We start from the raw sequence: 20,443 nt of genomic DNA, 5'->3' as shown, positions 1-20,443 counted from the left end.
AACGCCGGTCTCCCGGCGTTTTTTTATGGGGTCGGTTCCACCCTGCCCGAGGTCGGTCGATTGCGCTCGATGTAACGTTCGACATAGGAACACGACGGAATCACCTGGTACCCCTCGCGCTCGGCATATTCGAGCGCGTGCTGCGTCAGCACAGCAGCGATGCCTCGCCCACGCAGCGCATCCGGAACGAAGGTCCGGTACATGTCCAGCGTCTGCTTGCCCAAATCCATATAGGCCAGATAGGCACAATGACCGTCGATCACGGCCTCGAAGCGATGCCCCGCCAGGTCATGGTGAACACGCACCGTATCGCTCATTTTGACTCCTCAGCAGGATTGCCCTGTCTTCTTGTTCTCGATCACGCTGCGGTCCATGACGCAGAACTGGCAGCCGAAACATACACAGGTGTCTTTTCTACCTGTTTCGCATCCGTTCGAACAGCCTCAGCTGATCAATATTTGTGCGCGGGATTGAAGGAACTTTCGATCAAACAGAAGATCAGGCAACTATGAGTGCATGTATTCCCGGCGAACACTGGATGTTTTTTATCCAACTTTCGCAAAGGGGTGGTAAAGCAAAAGGCCATTTGAAAAAAAACCTGTGGCTCCGAGGCTCGCTCCGTTTACTTAAGCTAAGTTCTAGGTAGTATGTGCGCGCAAACTTTCCATAACGGAAGTTGCTTATGGATTTCCACCTTAAGGGGAACAAGATGAACAACGTTCTGAAATTCTCTGCTCTGGCTCTGGCCGCAGTTCTGGCTACCGGTTGCAGCAACAGCATGACCAAAGAAAGCGAAGCTCGCCTGACCGCGACCGAGGACGCCGCTGCCCGCGCCCAGGCTCGCGCTGACGAAGCGTACAGCAAGGCCGACGAAGCTCTGGCCGCCGCTCAGAAGGCTCAGCAGACCGCTGACGAAGCCAACGAGCGTGCTCTGCGTATGCTGGAACGCGCCAGCCGCAAGTAAGCTTGTAGAAATAAAAAAGCCGACCTTCGAGGTCGGCTTTTTTTATGCGCGCAGATCAGTAGTCAAAACAACTGGTCTTCCTGTACGGCCACTTCCGTACGTTGTTCGGCAATCTGGATCGGCAGGCCGTCCTCGCCTGCGATGATCTCCCGCACCATTTCCCAGTCGAGATGCAGCTTGCCTGCAGCATCGTCACGCTTGAGTAGCGTATTGATGACGACCGCATGCTTATCCATCAAGGTGAGCGTTTGCTGATCACCCTCTTCCAGCGGCGCATGGGCCTCGAGATAAACCTTGCCTTCGCTCACGCCGAATTTGTAGGGCTCATCGACGATGCGGACCGGCGTCCCCACCTTCACCATCTTCGCCAGCTCCAGCACATTGTGGTTGAGCATGCGGAAGCAACCGTGACTGACGCGCATGCCAATACCGAACTTCTTGTTCGAGCCATGAATAAGGTAGCCAGGCAGTGCCAGACTCATCTTGTACGGCCCCAGCGGGTTATCCGGCCCCGGCGGCACCACCTTCGGCAGCGGGTCGCCATCAGCGGCGTGCTCGTCACGGATGGACTGCGGAGGGTACCAGGCGGGGTTGCTGGTCATTGCCGAAATCCGCGTATTACCTACCGGCGATCCCCAACCCTCGCGCCCGATACCGAGGGGGAAGGTATGCACGACATTCTTTCCTTCCGGGAAGTAATAAAGGCGGTACTCGGCAATGTTGATCACCACGCCTTCACGCGGGCCCGGCGGCAGAATGAAACGGGTCGGCAGAATGATGTCCGTGCCCTCGCCTGGCAGCCAGGGATCGACGCCCGGGTTTGCCGCTACCAGCTCCAGATAGCCAAGGTCATGGGTTTCACCGATGGCCGCGAAGGTGTCTTCGTACTTGGCCTTGATGACCTGAATCTGGCCGACGATGTCGTCGCCTTCGGGCGGCAGCGGCAGCTCGAGCGCCGCGCTGGTGCCTGCTGAAAGCAAAGCAGCGAGTGACAAACAGGAGGCGACTGCAAACGCGCGCGAGAGCATTCAGAAAATCCTTGAGAACTTGGTGTGATGGAATGGTGCGATTGTACGTGAACCGGGCTAACCGTGAGCTACCAGGCAGAAGCGGCAGACGGAAGGCCCTTGCGTCGGGCCTCCAGCAACTGCCTGCAGTTCGGACATAGCTGTCGGTCCTTCAGCGTGGCGCGCTCGAGCTCCCTCCAGCGAGGCTGCGCAGGCAGCAGACCGCCACACAGGGTACGGTCCGCATTGCCGCTCAGCTCAAGCTGGCGCAACGCCAGGTGCAGTCGATTCTCGCGGCAGGCGAACATGTCGTACTGTTCGTCCGGCACGATGATCCGATAAGCGTAAAGGGTCCTGGCTGAGCGCGACATCTGAGGCTCCAATCGAGGGCGCGACAGTAGCTGCGCGCACGCTTCAAAGCAAGGGCTCGAGCACCGGCCAGACGGTATCCAGCAGCTGGGTCTGGGCCTCTGCGGTGGGGTGAATGCCATCGGCCTGCATCATCCCCGCGACGCCACCAACCCCCTCCAGCAGAAACGGCACATAAGCCACCGGTTTCTCCGCTGCCAGCGAGTCGAAAGCGTCAGCGAACGCGCGGGTGTAACGCTGCCCGAGATTGGGCGGCATACGCATTCCAAGCAACAGGACCTCTGCACCCGCCTCGCGGCTGCGATCGATCATCTCGGCAAGATTCTGTTTCAATTGCGCTGGCGACTGCCCACGCAGACCGTCGTTGCCTCCCAGCTCGAGAATCACCACCTCGGGAGCATACTCCTCGAGCAACGGATCAAGCCGCGCGAGCCCGCCAGACGTGGTGTCGCCACTGATCGAAGCGTTCACCACGCGCCACGAATCATCCGCCCCGACCAGGCGTTCCTGCAGCAGATGCACCCACCCCTGGCTGGTTTCCAGCCCGAAAGCCGCGCTGATACTATCGCCGACCACCAGTACGGTTCCGGCCAGGGCTCCCTGAGTCCAGCACAGCAGCGCCAGAGCCCCGCATTTCAGCCACTTTCGCATCGGATCCCCTCATGAGCGGCAACATTCTCGACGCCCGGAACCTTAACAAAGTGGTACCCAGCGCGGAAGGCGAGCTGAGCATCCTGGCCGACCTCTCGCTGCAGCTGGCCAAGGGCGACAGCCTCGCCATCGTCGGCACCTCCGGCTCGGGAAAGTCGACCCTGCTCGGTCTGCTCGCCGGGCTGGATCTGCCGAGCTCCGGGGAAGTGCACCTCGCGGGCCACGCGTTGGCCGCGCTCGATGAGGATCAGCGCGCACGCGTACGCGCCGAACACGTCGGCTTTGTCTTCCAGTCGTTCCAGTTGCTGGACAGCCTGAACGCGCTGGAGAACGTCATGCTGCCCCTTGAGCTGGATGGCCGTCGCGATGCCCGCGAGCGCGCCACCGAACTGCTTGGCCGCGTCGGCCTCGGCGAGCGCCTGCACCACTATCCGCGACAGCTTTCGGGAGGCGAGCAACAGCGGGTTGCGCTGGCCCGCGCCTTCGCCGCCGAGCCCGACGTACTGTTTGCCGATGAGCCCACCGGCAACCTCGACACGCATACCGGCGCGCACATCACCGAGCTGCTTTTCGAACTCAATCGCGAGCGTGGCACCACGCTTGTGCTGGTGACCCATGACGAGCGCCTGGCCAAACGTTGCCATCGCATGATTCGCCTCGAGGGCGGTCGGCAGATCGCTGCCGAGGCGGCTGAATGATGCGCATGCCCAAGGCCCGCCTGTTCGCCCTGGCCTACCGGCAGTTATTGCGTGACGCTCGCGCCGGTGAGTTGCGCGTGCTGTTCTTCGCGCTGGTCATCGCCGTGGCCGCCAGCACCGCGATCGGTTATTTCGGCGCACGCCTGAACGGCGCCATGCTGCTACGCGCCAGCGAATTCCTCGGTGCTGACCTGGTGTTGAGCGGCAGCGCGCCGGCAGCGCCAGCGCAGATCGAAGCGGGCACGGCGCAAGGCCTCGTGCATGCCCAGGTCGTCGAGTTCTCCAGCGTCATCGCGACCGATGAGGATCTGCAGCTTGCCAGCGTCAAGGCCGCCAGCAACGGTTATCCGTTGCGGGGCACCCTGCGCAGCGCTGCGCAGCCCTATGAAACCGAGCAGCCCGGCGGCGCTCCTGCACCCGGCGAAGCCTGGGCCGAGGCGCGGCTGTTTGCAGCACTTGACCTGGAGATCGGCGACAGCATCGAGGTCGGCAACAAGCCGCTGCGCCTGACCCGCGTGCTGACCTACGAGCCGGACCGGGTTGGCGATTTCTACAGCCTGACGCCTCGGGTGCTGATGCACCTGGAGGACCTGGCCGCGACCGGTGTCGTGCAACCCGGCAGCCGCGTCCGTTATCGCGAGCTGTGGCGAGGTGAAAGCGCGGCATTGGCGGCCTATCAGCAGTCACTGCAAAGCGATCTGCAGGCGCACCAACGCATCGAAACGGCCAACGACAGCAATCGCCAGATCGGCGGTGCCCTTGGTCGGGCCGAACGCTATCTGAATCTGGCCAGCCTTGCCGCCATCCTGCTGTCCGGGGTGGCGGTCGCGCTCTCCGCCGCCCGCTTCGCTGCGCGCCGCTTCGATGCCAGTGCACTGTTGCGCTGCCTGGGCCTGTCGCGTCACGACGCCCTGCTGCTCTACGCCCTGCAACTGGGCATGCTCGGCCTGCTGGCGAGCATCGCCGGTGCGCTGCTCGGCTGGGCCGCGCAGCACGGACTGTTCTTTTTGCTGCGCGATCTGCTCGCCCAGGAAATACCACCTGGCGGCATCTGGCCGGCCTCGGCAGGCATCGCAACCGGGCTGGTGGCCCTGGCAGGCTTTGCCCTGCCGCCGCTGGCGGGGCTGGGGCGCGTGCCTCCGCTGCGCGTGCTGCGCCGCGACATGCTGCCGGTACCACCTAGCGCGTGGCTGGTCTATGGGACCGCGATTTTCGCCCTCGGGCTGATCATGTGGCGGCTGAGTCTGGATCTGAAGATCACGCTGGCACTGCTTGGCGGCGGCCTGCTCGCCACGCTGCTGCTTGGCGGTGTGCTTCTTATGGGGCTCAAGGCCATGCGCCGCCTGCTTGCCGGTGCCTCGCTGAGCTGGCGCCTGGGCCTCGGCCAGTTGCTGCGCCATCCACTGGCTGCCGCCGGACAGGCCCTTGCCTTCGGCCTGATCCTGCTGGCCATGGCACTTATCGCGCTGCTGCGAGGTGAGCTGCTCGATACCTGGCAGGACCAGCTGCCGAACAACGCACCGAATCATTTCGTGCTCAATGTTCTGCCGGCGGAAAGGGATGCCTTTGCCGAGCGCATCGCGGCCATCTCGGACCATGCCGCGCCACTGTATCCGGTCGTGCCAGGACGCCTGATCGCGATCAACGGCGAGCCGGTGCGCCAGCTGGTCAGCAAGGAATCCCAGGGTGAGCGCGCGATCCGCCGCGACCTGAGCCTGACCTGGGCCGCCGAACTACCGAAGGACAATCACATCGTCGCGGGCACCTGGTGGGGCAATCAGGGCGACGCTGACATTCCCGGGGTATCCGTCGAGGCGGAACTTGCGAAAAGCCTGCAATTGAAGGTCGGTGATCGACTGTCCTTCACCATAGGCGGGCTGACCCGCGAGGCCAGCGTCACCAGCCTGCGCGAGGTCAACTGGGACAGCTTCCAGCCCAACTTCTACATGATCTTCGAACCGGACACCCTGCAGGGCATGCCGGCCACCTACATGACCAGCTTCCACCTGCCGCCTGGCAAGGAACGCGAACTGGTTGAGCTGGCCCGCGCGTTTCCTTCGGTCACCCTGCTGCAGGTCGAGGCGCTGCTGGCTCAATTGCGCAGCATCCTTGCGCAGGTATCACTGGCCGTGGAATACGTACTGCTGTTCGTCCTGGCCGCCGGACTGGCGGTTCTATTCGCCGGGCTGCAAGCGACGCTGGACGAGCGCATTCGTCAGGGCGCGTTGCTCAGGGCGCTCGGTGCAGAGCGGGGCTTGCTGCTTCGTGCGCGCCGAGCCGAGTTCGGCCTGTTGGGCGCCGCCAGCGGCCTGCTCGCCGCACTCGGCTGCGAGCTGGTCAGCGCCCTGCTCTATCACTACGCATTCGATCTGCGCTGGCAGCCGCACCCATGGCTGCTGGTACTGCCCTTGATAGGTGCTTTGCTGGTCGGTGGCGCCGGTCTGATCGGTACTCGACGCGCGCTGAATGCGAGCCCGCTGACCGTACTGCGCGAGAGTTGAAGCGCTACAATCGGCGACTTTTCAGCGAGGACGCAAATCCATGAGTCGCTATCGCCCACCGCGCCCGGCCGGCACGCCCCTGATCACCCCAGAAGGCGAGGCTCGGCTGCGTGCCGAGCTGCACGAACTCTGGCACGTCAAGCGCCCGCAGGTGACCCAATCGGTGAGCGAAGCGGCGGCGCAGGGTGATCGTTCGGAGAATGCTGAATACACCTACGGCAAGAAGATGCTGCGAGAGATCGACAGCCGCGTGCGATTTCTGACCAAGCGTCTGGAAAAGCTCAAGGTCGTAGGCGACCGGCCCAGCGACCCGAACAAGGTGTATTTCGGCGCATGGGTGACCCTGGAGGACGAGGATGGTGAGGAGTCGCGCTATCGGATCGTCGGTCCTGACGAACTGGACCTGCGCCAGGGTCTGATCAGCATCGATTCGCCCCTGGCGCGGGCGTTGGTGGGCAAAAGCCTGGATGCCGAAGTCCAGGTGCAAACCCCGACCGGGATAAAGCTCTGGTACGTGGTCGCTGTCGAGTATCAGTGACCGGCAGGTCAATATCAGACGGACTGGTCATGATCTTCGGCGATTGTGCTGACTTCTCAAAGCGATTGGCGGCTAAAAAGAAATATCATCACTTTCTTACCCAGGCGCCGTTTCGCTCGGTAACAACGGCCGCACGCCGCACAGATATCACCGCAATATCACCTCCCGTCGTAATTGCCCGACTAGAGCGGACGCGCCCCCGCTCGGCACTTATGGCACGAATGCTGCGCTCTTCAGCGCGCAGTACGCGCCATGCGCGGTGAACGGCAATGGACTGCCCACAGCCCGATTCACATTCGAAGAGTGCGTCCATGAACAAGAACAAAACCTTGCTCGCTCTCTGTCTCGGTAGCGCCATGGCGCTTGCCGGTCAGGCTCATGCTGCTACTGGCAGCGGCTACACCGCTACGAAGTACCCGATCGTGCTCGCCCACGGCATGCTCGGCTTCGACAGCCTGCTGGGCATCGATTACTGGTACGGCATCCCCAGCGCGCTGCGCCGCGACGGTGCGCAGGTCTACGTCACCGAAGTCAGTCAGCTCAATACGTCCGAATTGCGCGGTGAGGAACTGCTTGCGCAGGTGGAGGAAATCGTCGCCATCAGCGGCAAGCCAAAGGTCAATCTGGTTGGCCACAGCCACGGCGGCCCAACCGTGCGCTATGTAGCCGGTGTCCGGCCGGACCTGATCGCCTCGGTAACCAGCGTGGGCGCACCTCACAAGGGTTCGGACGTCGCCGATCTGATCCGCAAGATCCCCGAGGGCTCCTCTGGCGAGGCGATCATCGCCGGACTGGTGAACGCCATGGGCAGCTTCATCAATTTCGTTTCCGGCAGCTCAAGCACGGCCCCGCAGGACTCTCTCGGCTCGCTGGAGTCACTCAACAGCGAAGGCGCCGCCCGCTTCAACGCCAAATTCCCGCAAGGCATTCCCACCACCGCTTGCGGCGAGGGCGCCTACAAGGTCAATGGCGTGCGCTACTACTCCTGGAGTGGCACCAGCCCGCTGACCAACCCACTGGATATCAGCGACGCCATGATGGGTGCCGGAGCCCTGGCATTCAGCGGGCCCAACGATGGACTGGTCGGGCGCTGCAGCTCGCACCTGGGCATGGTGATCCGCGATAACTACCGGATGAACCACCTGGACGAGGTCAATCAGTTCATGGGGCTGACCAGCCTGTTCGAGACCGATCCGGTCAGTGTCTATCGCCAACACGCGAACCGCCTGAAGAACGCGGGCCTTTGACGCGCGACTCTTCGTGAACCAGGCCGGGATCGTCGATCCCGGCCGCTATCACCGAGCACCCCATGAGCAAATACATAATTCTTCTGGTGCTGGCCGTGGCGCTAAGCCTGACCATCATGCAGAGCCGATCGACACCCAGTCCGGCTGCAGTGGCCGAGTCGCCATCGGCCACCTCACCCGCCACGGCTGCCCCAACACCACCCCGGAAGCCGCTGAAAACCCAACCGGCACCGCAAGGCGCGCCGCAGTTGCCGACGTCGTTCAAGGGCACCCAGGTCGATGGGCAGTTCCGTCTGGATGAAGCCGGCAACCTGCTAATCGGCGCCGAACTTCGGCATCTGTTCGATTACTTTCTCGCCGCAGCCGGAGAGGAGCCGTTGAAGAACAGTATCGAACGCTTGCGCCGATACATCGTCGCCGAGCTGCCGGAGCCGGCCCAGAGCCAGGCATCAGCAGTACTCATCCAATATCTCAACTACAAGCGCCAACTGCTTGATCTGGAAGCGACTTATTCGCGAACCACGGACATCTCAGCGCTACGCCAGCGCTTGAGTGCCGTGCAGGCGTTGCGCGCACGCGTGCTGGAGCCGGCTGTTCACCAGGCGTTCTTCGCCCCGGACGAGGCCTATGATCGCTTCAGCCTGGAGCGCCTGGCCATTCAAGCCGATTCAGCACTGGACAGCGAAGCCAAGGGCCGCGCCATCGACCAGCTGCGCGTCGAATTGCCCGGCGACCTGCAAGAGCTGCTCGTGCCGCAGCTGCAAAGCGAACTGCGAGAGCAGACTGTCGCCTTGCAGGCCCAGGGCGCCGATGCACAGCAGATCCGCCAGCTGCGCCAGCAGTTGGTGGGCAGCGAGGCTGCCGCCCGACTCGAGGCACTGGATCGACAGCGCGCGCAGTGGCAGCAACGGGTCGCAGTCTATCAACAGGAACGTCAGCGTATCGAAGCCACTCGCGGCCTGGACGATGTCGAGCGTCGCAGCGCTATCGAGCGGCTGGAGGCCGAGCAGTTTGACGAGGGCGAACGCTTGCGGCTTGTCGCTGCCTTTCAGCAGCAGGAAGTGGCGGAGCGCTGAGAGCGGTCAGTTGGCCGCGGTCTTGCGGTCGGCCTCGAGCAGATAGCGCTCGCGCTGGTAGGCCAGGTAGTACTTGTTGACGCTGTTGACGTATGCCACTACGCCCATGCCAACGCTTTCCATGGCAATTCGCTCGACCTGGAAGAACCACTGATCCGGGTTCAGACCGCGCCGACGGGCTTCGGCGCGCATGCTCTGCACCCGCTGCGGGCCGAGGTTGTAGGCGGCGAGAATGAACGCCATGCGCTCACGCTCGTTCAGTCGCGGGCTGGCGAAAAAGTTACGACGGATGTTCGCCAGATACTTCGCACTGGCCTGCACGTTGTTGTCCAACTGGTGGATGTTGCTGACACCCATCGCACGAGCCGTGGCCGGCGTCACCTGCATCAACCCCGTGGCACCGCCGGCGCCCCGCGCCGCGGGGTTCAGGGTGGACTCCTTGAACGCCAGGGCGGCGAGGTTCAGCCAGTCCAGCTCGATCTGTTCGGCATAGCGCTGCAGGGTCGGACGAACCTTTTCCAGACGCTGGCGGCCCACTCGGTCGAGCGGGTACTGGACCTTGTACAGACGCCGGTAGACGCGCTCGAAGGCCGCATCCTGGTTGTCTGGCAGGTCGAAATCCTTGAGAAAGCGATCAGCACTGGCGCGCAACATGCTGGCGTCGTTCCGCACGAACCAGTGCATGCTGGCCTTGTCGCCCAGGCTCAGGTGCTGCTCGATGCGCAGTTTCGGCATGACCTTGGCCCAGCGCTCGGCGATGGTCTGCTCGACCACGGTCGCCGGATAGACGCCGGCCTGCACCATCTCCAGCACATCCTCGACGGCCAACGTGGGGTCGACCCACTCGGCAACGATCGGCGCCAGCTTGCGCTCCATCAGTTGCTTGTTCAGCCGCGCGAGCGCCGGCCCTGCGGCGCTGCCAGGTGGCAACGCAAGGCTGCGCCCGGATAGCTGGTCCAGACGCTGATAGCGTGGGCCGCCCTGGCGGCCGACCAGCACCAATGACACGTCGCTGACTACCGGCCGGCTGCGGCTGATGCCTCTCATGCCCGCCAGCGGCAGTAATTCGCCGGGCGCTACCAGATCCCCCTCGCCGCGCTGCAGCGCGCCAAGCAACTGATCCTTGGCTTTGGGGATGATCTTCAGGGTAATCGGCCGCGCGGATGCAGCATTGCGATTCAGGTACTGCTCGAAGGCCCGCAGCCGCGCGTACTCGACGCCAATCGCTTCGCCTTTCACCTCACCGGAGCTGTTTCGGCTCTGATTGACCAGCACGCGCAGTACGCCACTACGGCGAATTTCGGCGAGATCACGTACCTTGTCGTTCGCTTGCCACGCCTCGGGACCCGCCACGCGCGCAGTCGCCATCGTTGGCATCAGGGCCAGCAGCAGGCAGAACATGAGTGGCAGCAATCGTGGCATCGGGATGCACCGGTGTGAAGACGCAGAGAACGCTGGTGCGGTGCTCCCTGCCCGCAAAAGGTGGCAAAGGTTCTCACAGGTTGGCTTGTTCCGCCAGTTTACTCTCCAAACCGGTTTAGCTATAACTCCTATATTATTGATTTAGTTAGTTTTTAATTTCGAGGTATCCATGCAGCTTATCGACATTGGCGTCAATCTGAGCCACCCGACATTCGCCTCCAGCGTACCTGCGGTCGTCGAGCGCGCCAGAGCGGCCGGCGTCGTGCAGATGGTGCTTACCGGCACCAGCCTCGAAGAAAGCGAAGCTGCTCTCAAGCTCTGTCGCCAAGTGGACGAGTCCCGCCTGCACCTGTTCAGTACCGCGGGTGTGCATCCGCATGATGCGAGCCACTGGACGACTGACAGCGCCAGCCAGTTGCGCGGCCTTCTCGCCGAGCCCGAAGTGCGCGCAGTCGGCGAATGCGGCCTGGACTTCAATCGCGATTTTTCACCGCGACCGCTACAGGAGCGCGCGCTGGAGGAACAGTTGCAACTCGCCGTCGAACTGCAGGTGCCGGTCTTTCTGCACGAACGCGACGCCAGCGACCGGTTGCTGGCGATTCTGCGACCGTTTCGAGACCACCTCCCTGCGGCGGTGGTGCACTGTTTCACCGGTGAAAAACAGGCGCTGTACGGCTATCTCGACCTGGACCTGCATGTCGGCATCACCGGCTGGATATGCGACGAACGCCGCGGTACCCATCTGCATCCCCTGGTGAAGGACATCCCTACAGGTCGTCTGATGCTCGAGAGCGACGCGCCGTATCTGCTGCCACGCACCTTGCGACCGAAGCCTAAGAGCGGCCAGAACGAACCGGCCTACCTTACGGAAGTACTGCGCGAAGTCGCGCTCCATCGCGGCGAGAGCGAAGCGTCGCTGGCGGCTCACACCACACGCTGCGCGCGCGCGTTCTTCGGCCTGCCGGACCTCGACTGAGTCACAGAAATTTCTCAAGCTCTGCCTCAGGCGGCCGTTAAATGTTCAGCCGCAGTGCAAGCAAGCGTTCCGCTACGCGCGCGCAACCTCCTATAGAAGAAGAGCAGTCATGGCCGTTTGGATTCGCGATCTGTCGCTCAAGTACAAGTTCTGGGCACTGAACATGGTGACCTTCGTCATCGCGTTGCTGCTGGTGCTTTACGCCGTACAACTGGAGCAAAGCGCCCGTAGCACCGACGCCGTCGCTGCAGCGCAGGCGCGTGCGTCGCTGCTGGCGAGCTGGCCGGCCGATGCTGCGCTGCCGCAGGGTGCGGACCTGATCGCGTTCCAGGCAGATCAGCGCGCCGCGGTCGAGGGTCAGGCTATCGCCGAAAGCGGCTGGACCACCCTCGCCCACGACCGACTGTTCTCCAGCAATCCCGTGGTCGGCGCCCACCTGATCTCCGCGACGAATGGTCAGAAGCTGGCTGTACTGGCCCGCGCGCCCAGCGCTGTTCAGGTACTGAGCCAGCACTTTTTCAGCTACGCCGTGGCGGTCGCAGTGCTGATGCTCGGCCTGCTCGGCGCTTCGCAACTGCTTATCCGCTTTCTGCTCAGCCACCTCAACACGCTCAAGGACGTCATGCTGCACGTGGAGCGCAGTGGCGACCTGCAGGCACGGGTTCCGCTGGACAGCCGTGACGAAGTCGGCCAGATGGCCAGCGCATTCAACGCCATGCAGGGCGGCTATCAACGCGTGGTCAGCACCGTCGCCCAGGCTGCCGCGCGTCTCGACGAGGGCGCCAGCCGGCTCGCCACGAGCATGAACGACGTGCACAAGGGCATGCGCGGTCAGCAGGGTGAAACCGACCAGGCAGCCACGGCCATCAACGAAATGAGCGCCACGGTGCACCAGATCGCCGAGCATGCACGCGAAACTCGCGATCAATCACAGAACGCCGACCGCCTTGCGGGCGATGGCCACCGGGTCGTCGGCCGCGTGGAGAAGTCCATCTCCAGCCTATCCCAGGGCGTGCAGCAGACCGGCGAGATGATCGAGCAGCTCGCCGCTGACAGCCAGAAGATCAACGGCGTGGTCAACGTGATCCACAGCATCGCCGAGCAGACCAACCTGCTGGCGCTCAACGCCGCAATCGAAGCAGCCCGGGCCGGTGAACAGGGCCGCGGATTCGCCGTGGTTGCCGATGAGGTACGCAACCTGGCCAAGCGTGTGCAGAGCTCCACCGATGAGATCACCCAGATGATCTCCGGCCTGCAGGCGATGACTCGCGACGCCGTGGAGTTCATGCAGGAGAGTTCACTGAAAGCCGACGATTGCGTGCGCGAGGCCCATGAAGCAGCGCAGGCACTTGAAGCCATCGCCGACGCGGTAGCACAGATGCGCGAAAGCAATACGCAGATCGCCGTTGCCGCCGAGCAGCAGAGCCAGGTCGCCGAAGAGCTCAACCGCTCGGTTACCGGCATCCGCGACGTCACGGAACGCACCGTGGAGCAGACCGTAAGCTCAGCCAGCACCAGTGCCGAGCTGGCCGCGCTGTCCACCGATCTGAGCCGGGCCATCGGCCAGCTCAAGCTCTAGCTTCCTGCCAATGCGGCGTTGCGCTCGTGCAACGTCGTCCGCGCTCGAAAAGCATGCACCGCCTCGAGCGCAGCCCCAAAACAGGGCATCCCCCTAGTGCCACCCTTCCCCACGACGCCTGCAGCGCGCGATTTTTGTGCATTGGCATCGCTCTTGCTTTGCATCCTTTGCGAAGAAAGCTGCTGCACCTGCGAAGACAATTTGAAATAGCTGACTAGGGTTCCGACTCGTTGACGTGAGTGGCTGGTCCGAGAGTTGGCGACCTCCAGCGAGGTTACACGGCGGGATAAAAGCCCGGGAGACAGCGTGATTGCACGCAGCTCCTGCGCTATTCCCAACACTGGAGGGTTTGCCATGTGCCCGCTCGAAACGGCTTTGCCGTTCTCCGCTCTGCCTTGTGCCAGGGCCTCTGCCGCACCCGAACTTCACAGTATTCCACCTGTTGCCGCGGCCGTTGCACGGGGCATCTGCCCATGCGTCTGATCAACCGCACTCCCGGACGTAGCGGCTGGTTGGCACTGGCAATTCTGCCCTTCGCCCTGCTGCTGGCGCTGTACCTGACCAACTCGGCCCAGCGCCTGGAACTGAACCCCAACGACAAGTTGCTGCCCAGCTTCGGCCAGATGAGCGCAGCCGTCGAACGCCTCGCTTTCACCCCCGACAAACGCTCCGGCGACTATCTGTTCTGGCAGGACACCGCCTCCAGCCTCAAGCGCCTCGGCACCGGGCTTGCCATCGCGGCAGTGGCCGGCCTGTGCCTGGGTATCGTTGCCGGCACCCTGCCGCTGTTCAGCGCGCCGCTCTCGCCGTTGCTCACGGTGCTGTCGATGGTGCCACCGCTGGCGATCCTGCCGATCCTGTTCATCGTCTTCGGCCTGGGTGAACTGTCCAAGGTGATGCTGATCGTCATCGGTATCACGCCGATCCTGGCTCGTGACCTTGAACACCGAGCACGAGAAATCCCCCACGAGCTGCTGATCAAGGCGCAAACCTTGGGCGCCAACACCTGGACCCTGATCCTGCGCCTGGTCCTGCCGCAGCTGATGCCGCGCCTGCTGATCAGCCTGCGCCTGGTGCTCGGTTCGGCCTGGCTGTTCCTCATCGCCGCCGAAGCCATCGCCTCCACCGATGGCCTGGGCTACCGCATCTTTCTCGTGCGTCGCTACATGGCGATGGACGTGATCCTGCCCTATGTCGCCTGGATCACCCTACTGGCCTGGGCCATGGACTACCTGCTGCGGCGCCTGACCCAGCTGCTGTTCCCCTGGTATGAAGGAGCCAAGGCATGAGCGAGAACAACGCCAAGGCACCCGTTGCCGCACAGTCGAGCCAATGCACAACGCAACCAGGGACTCGCGCAGGCGGCGACCCCGGCTCCTTCATTCAGGTGAAGAACGTCTGGCAGCAGTACGGCGATCAGGTCGTGCTGGAGCGCCTGAAACTGAACATCGCCGAAGGCGAGTTCTGCACGCTGGTCGGTGCCTCCGGTTGCGGCAAATCCACCTTTTTGCGGCTGCTGCTCGGCCAGGAAGCGCCCAGCCGCGGCGAGATCCTGCTTGATGGCCAGCCGCTGGCAAACGAACCGGATGCCAGCCGCGGTGTGGTCTTTCAGCGCTATTCGGTATTTCCGCACCTGACCGTACTGGACAACGTCGCCCTCGGCCTGGAACTGCCGCGCGCCCCGCTGCTGGGTCGTCTGCTCGGACGCCGCAAGCACGATGCCCGTGAGCAGGCCGCGCAGATGCTGCACAAGGTCGGCCTCGGCCATGCGCTGGACAAGTACCCGGCGCAGTTGTCCGGCGGCATGCAACAGCGACTGGCCATCGCCCAGGCGCTGGTGATGAAGCCCCGCGTGCTGTTGCTGGACGAGCCCTTCGGCGCCCTCGACCCCGGCATTCGCAAGGACATGCATGAGCTGCTGCTGGAGCTGTGGCGGGAAACACGGCTGACGGTGTTCATGGTCACCCATGACCTCTCGGAAGGCTTCACCCTCGGCAGCCGCATCCTGGTGTTCGACAAGCCGCGCATCGACCCCCACGCCCCGGGCGCCTATGGCGCACGAGTGACCTACGACATTCCCTTGCATGAGGGCCGCCACGCGGCCGGTGCGGCCGCTCCCCTGCCGGCCACCCTCAGCGAGAAATTCCGAACTGCCTACCAAGGAGCCTGACATGAGTGCTTCACTCGCGATCCGCCCCACGCTGTACGAGGAAACCGTTCCCGGCGGCGGCCACACCTCCTTCGTCCTCAAGCGGGGCCAACTGCTGCGTCTGACCGATCTCGAAGGCGGCGCCAACGTCAGCCTGATGCTGCTCAACGCCCAGGAGAAGAGCGAGCGGCTGAACCTGCCGGATACCCTCAAGGGCCAGCACACCGCCAAGCTCACCGCCGGGCATTGCCTGTACTCGGACATGGGCCGCGTACTCGCTGCCATCACCGCCGACACCTGCGGCTGGCACGACAGCTTTGGCGGCGTGCTGAACGCCGATGAAGTCGCCGAGAAATACGGCCAGGGCCGCTATCAGGAACTGCGCAACGGCTTCTTCCGCAATGGCACCGACAACCTGCTGGTGGAAATGGGCAAGTGGAACCTCAACCTGCAGGACCTGCTCATGGTGCTCAATCTGTTCAGTCGGGTGGACGTCACCGCCGACGGCACCTTTGCCTTCCACAGCGGCAATTCCAAAGCGGGCGACTACATCGAACTGTACGCGCCAATGGACACCCTGGTGATCCTCACCGCCTTGCAGCATCCGCTGGACCCCAATCCGCTGTACGCACCCAAACCGGTGCAGCTGAGCTGGCACAAGGTCGAGAGCGATGGCATCAGCGTGCTCTGCCGCACTTCGCGTCCGGAGAACGGCCGCGGCTTCCACAACACCGAACGACTCTACATCTGAGGAGGTTGCCGACATGACCATCGTAGAAAGCAGCCTGCCCCCCGAAACCGCCAGCTTCCGCCACCTGATCCCGGCTGGCGAGCCGTACCTGTTCGAAGTGAAGGCCGGACAGACCCTGCGCTTGCTGGATGTCGAGGGCAATCAAGCCATCGACACGTTGTTCTTTAGCGCGAAGAACCCGCGCGAACGCTTCGACCCGCAGCGCACCCTGCGCCGGCAGAACAAGGTCTACCTCACCGCCGGCACGGTGTTGTATTCCAACCTCGGCAACCCGTTGCTGACCATCGTCGCTGACACCTGTGGTCGCCACGACACCCTCGGCGGTGCCTGCGCCCAGGAGAGCAACGTGGTGCGCTACGCCCTGGACAAGCGCTACATGCACAGCTGTCGTGACAATTTTCTGCGCGCCAGCCTGCACGACGGCCGTCTGGAGAAGCGCGACATCGGCGCCAACATCAACTTTTTCATGAACGTTCCGGTGACGCCAGAGGGCGGCCTGACCTTCGACGACGGCCTTTCCGCACCGGGCAAGTACGTGGAGCTCAAGGCCGATCAGGACGTGATCGTGCTGATCTCCAACTGCCCGCAACTGAACAACCCCTGCAACGGCTGGAACCCGACGCCTGCCGAGGTGCTGGTGTGGGACTGATGGCGCTGTTACGACGCCACCTGCTGCCGCTGCTGCAGGCGCGCGCCGGGCAGCGGCCCGAGCTGCCGACAGCGAAGCAACCCTCCCCAACCACGGACGGCCGTGGCGCAGATGAATAAAGGCGGGACGGCCCGCCAGCCCTTCGAGGGTTACTGAACATGTTCGACAAACTTCTGATCGCCAACCGCGGCGCCATTGCCTGCCGCATCCTGCGTACGCTGCGCGCCTTGGATGTGAAAGGCGTGGCCGTCTACTCCGAGGCCGACGCCGCCAGCCTGCATATCCAGCAGGCCGACGAGGCCCACAGCCTGGGCGAAGGCCCGGCAGCGCAGACCTATCTGGTGGTGGAGAAGATTCTCCGCATCGCCCGGGAAACCGGCGCGAAAGCCATTCACCCCGGCTACGGCTTTCTCTCCGAGAACGCCGCCTTTGCCGAAGCCTGTGAAGCCGCCGGCATCGCCTTTGTCGGCCCGACGCCAGAACAGCTGCGGGTGTTTGGCCTGAAGCACACCGCCCGCGCCCTGGCCAAACAACGCGGCGTACCGATGCTGGAGGGCACTGAGCTGCTCGACAGCCTTTCCGATGCCCTCGGCGCAGCCGAGCAGGTCGGCTACCCGGTGATGCTGAAAAGCACCGCCGGCGGTGGCGGCATCGGCATGCGCGTGTGCCGCTCGACGGCGGAACTCGCCGAGGCCTTCGACGCGGTCAAGCGCCTGGGGCAGAACAACTTCAGCGATTCGGGCGTATTCATCGAGAAATACATCGAGCGCGCCCGCCATCTGGAAGTGCAGGTGTTCGGCGATGGTGCCGGCGACGTCATCGCCCTCGGCGTGCGCGACTGCTCGGTGCAGCGGCGCAACCAGAAGGTGCTGGAGGAAACTCCGGCACCGAACCTGCCGGCCGGCATGGTCGAGGCACTATGCGAAGCGGCTATCACGCTGGCCAAGGCCATCGACTACCGCAGCGCCGGCACCGTCGAGTTCGTCTACGACGCCGAGGCCCAGCGCTTCTACTTCCTCGAGGTGAACACCCGCCTGCAGGTCGAGCACGGCGTCACCGAGCAGGTCTGGGGCGTCGATCTGGTGCGCTGGATGATCGAGCTGGCCGCCGGCGACCTGCCGCCGCTGGCGGAGCTGACCAGGATGCTGAAGCCCAGCGGGCATTCGATCCAGGCGCGCGTCTACGCCGAAGACCCGGGCCGGGATTTCCAGCCGAGTCCCGGCTTGCTCACCGCCGCGAGCTTCCCGGCAGCCGACGGCAAGGCCCTGCGCGTCGATACCTGGGTCGAGGCTGGCTGCGAGATCCCGCCGTATTTCGACCCGATGATCGCCAAGGTCATCACCTGGGCGCCGAGCCGCGAGGAGGCTCGCCAAGCGCTTGACGAGGCGCTCGGCGACACCCTGCTCTACGGCGTGGAAACCAACCGCGATTACCTGCGCCAGATCCTTGCCTTTACCCCGTTCGCCAGCGGCAACCCCTGGACCCGCTGCTTGGAGGGTCTCAGCTACAAGGCCAATACCTTCGAGGTTATCAGCGCCGGCACCCTGACCACGGTACAGGACTTCCCCGGCCGCCTCGGCTACTGGGCGGTAGGCGTGCCGCCGTCCGGCCCGATGGACAGCCGCGCCCTGCGTCTGGGCAATGCCCTGCTCGGCAACGCCGAAGACGCCGCCGGGCTGGAAATCACCATGAGCGGGCCGATCCTGCGCTTCAACACCGACGCGGTGGTGGCGGTGACCGGCGCGGAAATACCGTTGAAGCTGGATGACGTGCCGCAGCCGATGAGCACTGCGCTGTTCATCCCGGCCGGCAGCACCCTGACGATCGGCACCATTGCCGGCGCCGGTGCGCGGTCGTATCTGTGCGCGCGCGGCGGTCTGCAGGTGCCGGAGTATCTGGGCAGCAAGAGCACCTTTACCCTCGGCCAGTTCGGCGGCCACGGCGGCCGCGCCCTGCGTTCCGGCGACGTGCTGCATCTGGCACCACTGACCGACTCGTCTGCCGGCGCCACGCTGGCCGCCGAGCTGTGCAGCGCCCTGCCGGCGGTGCGCGAAATTCGCGTGATCTACGGCCCCCACGGTGCGCCGGAATACTTCACCGAAGGCTATATCGAGCGCTTCTTCGCCACCGACTGGGAAGTGCACTTCAACTCCAGCCGCACCGGCGTGCGTCTCATAGGCCCGAAGCCCGAGTGGGTGCGCGAGAGCGGCGGCGAGGCCGGGCTGCACCCGTCGAATATCCACGACAACCCCTACGCCATCGGCGCGGTGGACTTCACCGGCGACATGCCGGTGATCCTCGGCCCCGACGGCCCGAGCCTGGGGGGGTTTGTCTGTCCAGTGACCATTATCGAGGCGGACCTGTGGCAGCTCGGGCAGCTTAAGGCAGGGGACAAAGTGCGCTTTGTCCCGGTTGATATCGCCACAGCGCGGGAGCTGGCAAGAGCCCGGCGCGAAGAGTGCGCGCTTGTCTCCCCTCTCCCTCCGGGAGAGGGGCCGGGGCGGCCCGCGATCGTGGTGAGGGCTGTTTCAACCGACAGCAAAAGCCCCTCACCCCAGCCCTCTCCCGGAGGGAGAGTGGGCATTTACGCGCAGTCTGCGGAATATGCGCTCACCTCCCCCATCGTCCTCGACCTCGGCCAGGACGACACCCGTCTGGTCGCCCGACTCTCCGGCGACACCCATCTGCTGCTAGAAATCGGCGCGCCGGAACTGGACTTGGTGCTGCGCTTCCGCGGCCATGCGCTGATGCAGGCGTTGGAAGCCAAGGGACTCGACGGCGTCATCGACCTCACACCCGGCATCCGTTCGCTGCAGGTCCACTACCTGCCGGAAACCCTGCCGCTGGCCGTGCTGCTGGAGACCGTCGCCGGGCTGTGGGACGCAGTGTGCGCCGCGCAGGATCTCAAAGTCCCCTCGCGCATCGTCCACCTGCCGCTGTCCTGGGACGACCCGGCTTGCCAGCTGGCGATCGAGAAGTACATGACCACGGTGCGCAAGGACGCGCCCTGGTGCCCGAGCAATCTGGAGTTCATTCGTCGCATCAACGACCTGCCGAACCTCGACGAGGTGTACCGCACGGTGTTCGAGGCCAGCTATCTGGTGATGGGCCTGGGCGACGTCTACCTCGGCGCGCCGGTGGCCACCCCGCTCGACCCGCGGCATCGCCTGGTCACCACCAAGTACAACCCGGCGCGCACCTGGACCGCCGAGAACTCGGTGGGCATCGGCGGCGCCTACATGTGCGTCTACGGCATGGAAGGCCCCGGCGGTTACCAGTTCGTTGGCCGCACCCTGCAGATGTGGAACCGCTACCGCGCGCTCGAGGCGTTCGGCGGCCAGCCCTGGCTGCTGCGCTTCTTCGACCAGATCCGTTTCTACCCGGTCTCGGCCGAGGAGCTGACGCAGATTCGCCGCGACTTCCCGCTGGGCCGCTACCCGCTGAAGATCGAGGAGACCGAGCTGTGCCTCTCCGACTACCAGGATTTCTTGGTCAAGGAAGCCGAAGGCATCGAGGCCTTCCGCAGCCAGCAGCGCGCCGCCTTCGACGCCGAGCGCCAGCGCTGGATCGAATCGGGGCTGGCGCATTTCGAGAGCGAGGAAGTAGCGGCCGATCTCGGTGAAGACACCCCGCTTGGCGCCGGTGAGCACGGCATCGAAAGCCATATCGCCGGCAATCTCTGGCAGGTGTCGGTGGCCGAGGGCGCGCGCGTGGCTGCCGGCGACGTGCTGGTGATCCTTGAGAGCATGAAGATGGAAATTCCGCTCATCGCTCCGGTCGCCGGGGTGGTGAAGGACATCCGTGTGCAACCCGGCTCTCCGGTGCGCGCCGGCCAACGGGTGGTGGTGATCGAGGAGGTTTGAGAG

At 64.1% G+C, this 20,443-nt stretch carries 18 protein-coding genes and 1 riboswitch; of the genes, 13 read left to right on the top strand and 5 right to left on the bottom strand.

The window, feature by feature from the left end; genetic code table 11:
* Nucleotides 1–23: 23 nt before the first annotated feature.
* The gene (locus BM275_RS06025; protein ID WP_046619398.1) at nt 24–317 is read right to left on the bottom strand and encodes a GNAT family N-acetyltransferase; all 294 of its coding nucleotides are present in this window, start codon (nt 315–317) and stop codon (nt 24–26) included.
* A 392-nt stretch (nt 318–709) separates the two neighbouring features.
* Here BM275_RS06025 and BM275_RS06020 point away from each other — a divergent pair, with 392 nt between their 5' ends.
* A complete protein-coding gene (locus BM275_RS06020) occupies nt 710–964 on the top strand; it encodes an Lpp/OprI family alanine-zipper lipoprotein (RefSeq protein WP_003294452.1) in 255 nt (84 codons plus the stop codon).
* A 62-nt stretch (nt 965–1,026) separates the two neighbouring features.
* Here the strand turns inward: BM275_RS06020 and BM275_RS06015 are convergent, their stop codons facing one another.
* The 3 genes from BM275_RS06015 to BM275_RS06005 all read right to left on the bottom strand — a co-directional run bounded on the left by BM275_RS06015 (nt 1,027) and on the right by BM275_RS06005 (nt 2,991).
* Nucleotides 1,027–1,992: a L,D-transpeptidase family protein gene (locus tag BM275_RS06015; RefSeq protein WP_090519999.1), complete on the bottom strand. Its 966-nt coding sequence runs from the start codon at nt 1,990–1,992 to the stop codon at nt 1,027–1,029.
* A 68-nt stretch (nt 1,993–2,060) separates the two neighbouring features.
* A complete protein-coding gene (locus BM275_RS06010; RefSeq protein ID WP_090519997.1) occupies nt 2,061–2,342 on the bottom strand; it encodes a hypothetical protein in 282 nt (93 codons plus the stop codon).
* Between the two features lie 43 nt (nt 2,343–2,385).
* Nucleotides 2,386–2,991, bottom strand: a complete 606-nt coding sequence (locus BM275_RS06005; protein WP_090519993.1) for an arylesterase — start codon at nt 2,989–2,991, stop codon at nt 2,386–2,388.
* Between the two features lie 11 nt (nt 2,992–3,002).
* Here BM275_RS06005 and BM275_RS06000 point away from each other — a divergent pair, with 11 nt between their 5' ends.
* The 5 genes from BM275_RS06000 (at nt 3,003) to BM275_RS05980 (ending at nt 9,051) form a co-directional block, all read left to right on the top strand.
* Entirely contained in the window at nt 3,003–3,689 is a 687-nt protein-coding gene (locus BM275_RS06000; RefSeq protein ID WP_003300121.1) for an ABC transporter ATP-binding protein, read from the top strand.
* Entirely contained in the window at nt 3,686–6,190 is a 2,505-nt protein-coding gene (locus BM275_RS05995; protein ID WP_090519991.1) for an ABC transporter permease, read from the top strand. The genes BM275_RS06000 and BM275_RS05995 overlap by 4 nt, the downstream gene beginning before the upstream one ends.
* A 40-nt stretch (nt 6,191–6,230) precedes the next feature.
* Nucleotides 6,231–6,728 carry a transcription elongation factor GreB gene (gene greB / locus BM275_RS05990; RefSeq protein WP_090519987.1) on the top strand — a complete coding sequence of 166 codons (498 nt, stop codon included), beginning with the start codon at nt 6,231–6,233 and terminating at the stop codon, nt 6,726–6,728.
* 311 nt (nt 6,729–7,039) lie between these two features.
* Nucleotides 7,040–7,975, top strand: coding sequence for a triacylglycerol lipase (locus BM275_RS05985; RefSeq protein ID WP_044314780.1), 936 nt, complete (start codon nt 7,040–7,042; stop codon nt 7,973–7,975).
* Between the two features lie 62 nt (nt 7,976–8,037).
* On the top strand, nt 8,038–9,051 hold the full coding sequence (locus BM275_RS05980) for a lipase secretion chaperone (RefSeq protein WP_090519983.1): 1,014 nt from the start codon (nt 8,038–8,040) through the stop codon (nt 9,049–9,051).
* Nucleotides 9,052–9,057: 6 nt separating this feature from the next.
* On the opposite strand, the gene BM275_RS05975 is transcribed toward BM275_RS05980, so the two are convergent.
* The gene (locus tag BM275_RS05975) at nt 9,058–10,473 is read right to left on the bottom strand and encodes an MltF family protein (protein ID WP_090519978.1); all 1,416 of its coding nucleotides are present in this window, start codon (nt 10,471–10,473) and stop codon (nt 9,058–9,060) included.
* A 169-nt stretch (nt 10,474–10,642) separates the two neighbouring features.
* Between BM275_RS05975 and BM275_RS05970 the strand changes: the two genes are divergently transcribed.
* The 7 genes from BM275_RS05970 to uca all read left to right on the top strand — a co-directional run bounded on the left by BM275_RS05970 (nt 10,643) and on the right by uca (nt 20,440).
* Nucleotides 10,643–11,449, top strand: a complete 807-nt coding sequence (locus BM275_RS05970; protein WP_090519975.1) for a TatD family hydrolase — start codon at nt 10,643–10,645, stop codon at nt 11,447–11,449.
* Nucleotides 11,450–11,558: 109 nt separating this feature from the next.
* On the top strand, nt 11,559–13,028 hold the full coding sequence (locus BM275_RS05965) for a methyl-accepting chemotaxis protein (RefSeq protein ID WP_023445510.1): 1,470 nt from the start codon (nt 11,559–11,561) through the stop codon (nt 13,026–13,028).
* A 203-nt stretch (nt 13,029–13,231) separates the two neighbouring features.
* A riboswitch (guanidine-I (ykkC/yxkD leader) is annotated at nt 13,232–13,331 on the top strand.
* Between the two features lie 170 nt (nt 13,332–13,501).
* Nucleotides 13,502–14,317, top strand: a complete 816-nt coding sequence (locus BM275_RS05960) for an ABC transporter permease (RefSeq protein WP_090519973.1) — start codon at nt 13,502–13,504, stop codon at nt 14,315–14,317.
* Nucleotides 14,314–15,198, top strand: a complete 885-nt coding sequence (locus BM275_RS05955; RefSeq protein ID WP_244153859.1) for an ABC transporter ATP-binding protein — start codon at nt 14,314–14,316, stop codon at nt 15,196–15,198. Before BM275_RS05960 ends, BM275_RS05955 begins: the two co-directional genes overlap by 4 nt.
* 1 nt (nt 15,199) lies before the next feature.
* Nucleotides 15,200–15,928 (top strand): urea amidolyase associated protein UAAP1, encoded by a 729-nt coding sequence (locus BM275_RS05950; protein WP_090519972.1) that lies wholly within the window; start codon nt 15,200–15,202, stop codon nt 15,926–15,928.
* 13 nt (nt 15,929–15,941) lie between these two features.
* The gene (locus tag BM275_RS05945; protein ID WP_090519970.1) at nt 15,942–16,577 is read left to right on the top strand and encodes an urea amidolyase associated protein UAAP2; all 636 of its coding nucleotides are present in this window, start codon (nt 15,942–15,944) and stop codon (nt 16,575–16,577) included.
* A gap of 158 nt (nt 16,578–16,735) precedes the next feature.
* Nucleotides 16,736–20,440 carry an urea carboxylase gene (uca, locus tag BM275_RS05940; RefSeq protein ID WP_090519966.1) on the top strand — a complete coding sequence of 1,235 codons (3,705 nt, stop codon included), beginning with the start codon at nt 16,736–16,738 and terminating at the stop codon, nt 20,438–20,440.
* The last annotated feature ends 3 nt before the right edge of the window (nt 20,441–20,443 follow it).

This window comes from Stutzerimonas kunmingensis (assembly GCF_900114065.1).
GTDB classification, from domain to species: Bacteria; Pseudomonadota; Gammaproteobacteria; order Pseudomonadales; family Pseudomonadaceae; genus Stutzerimonas; species Stutzerimonas kunmingensis.
The sequence above is the reverse complement of the archived record's forward strand: the minus strand, read 5'-3'. Positions and strand labels throughout refer to the sequence as shown.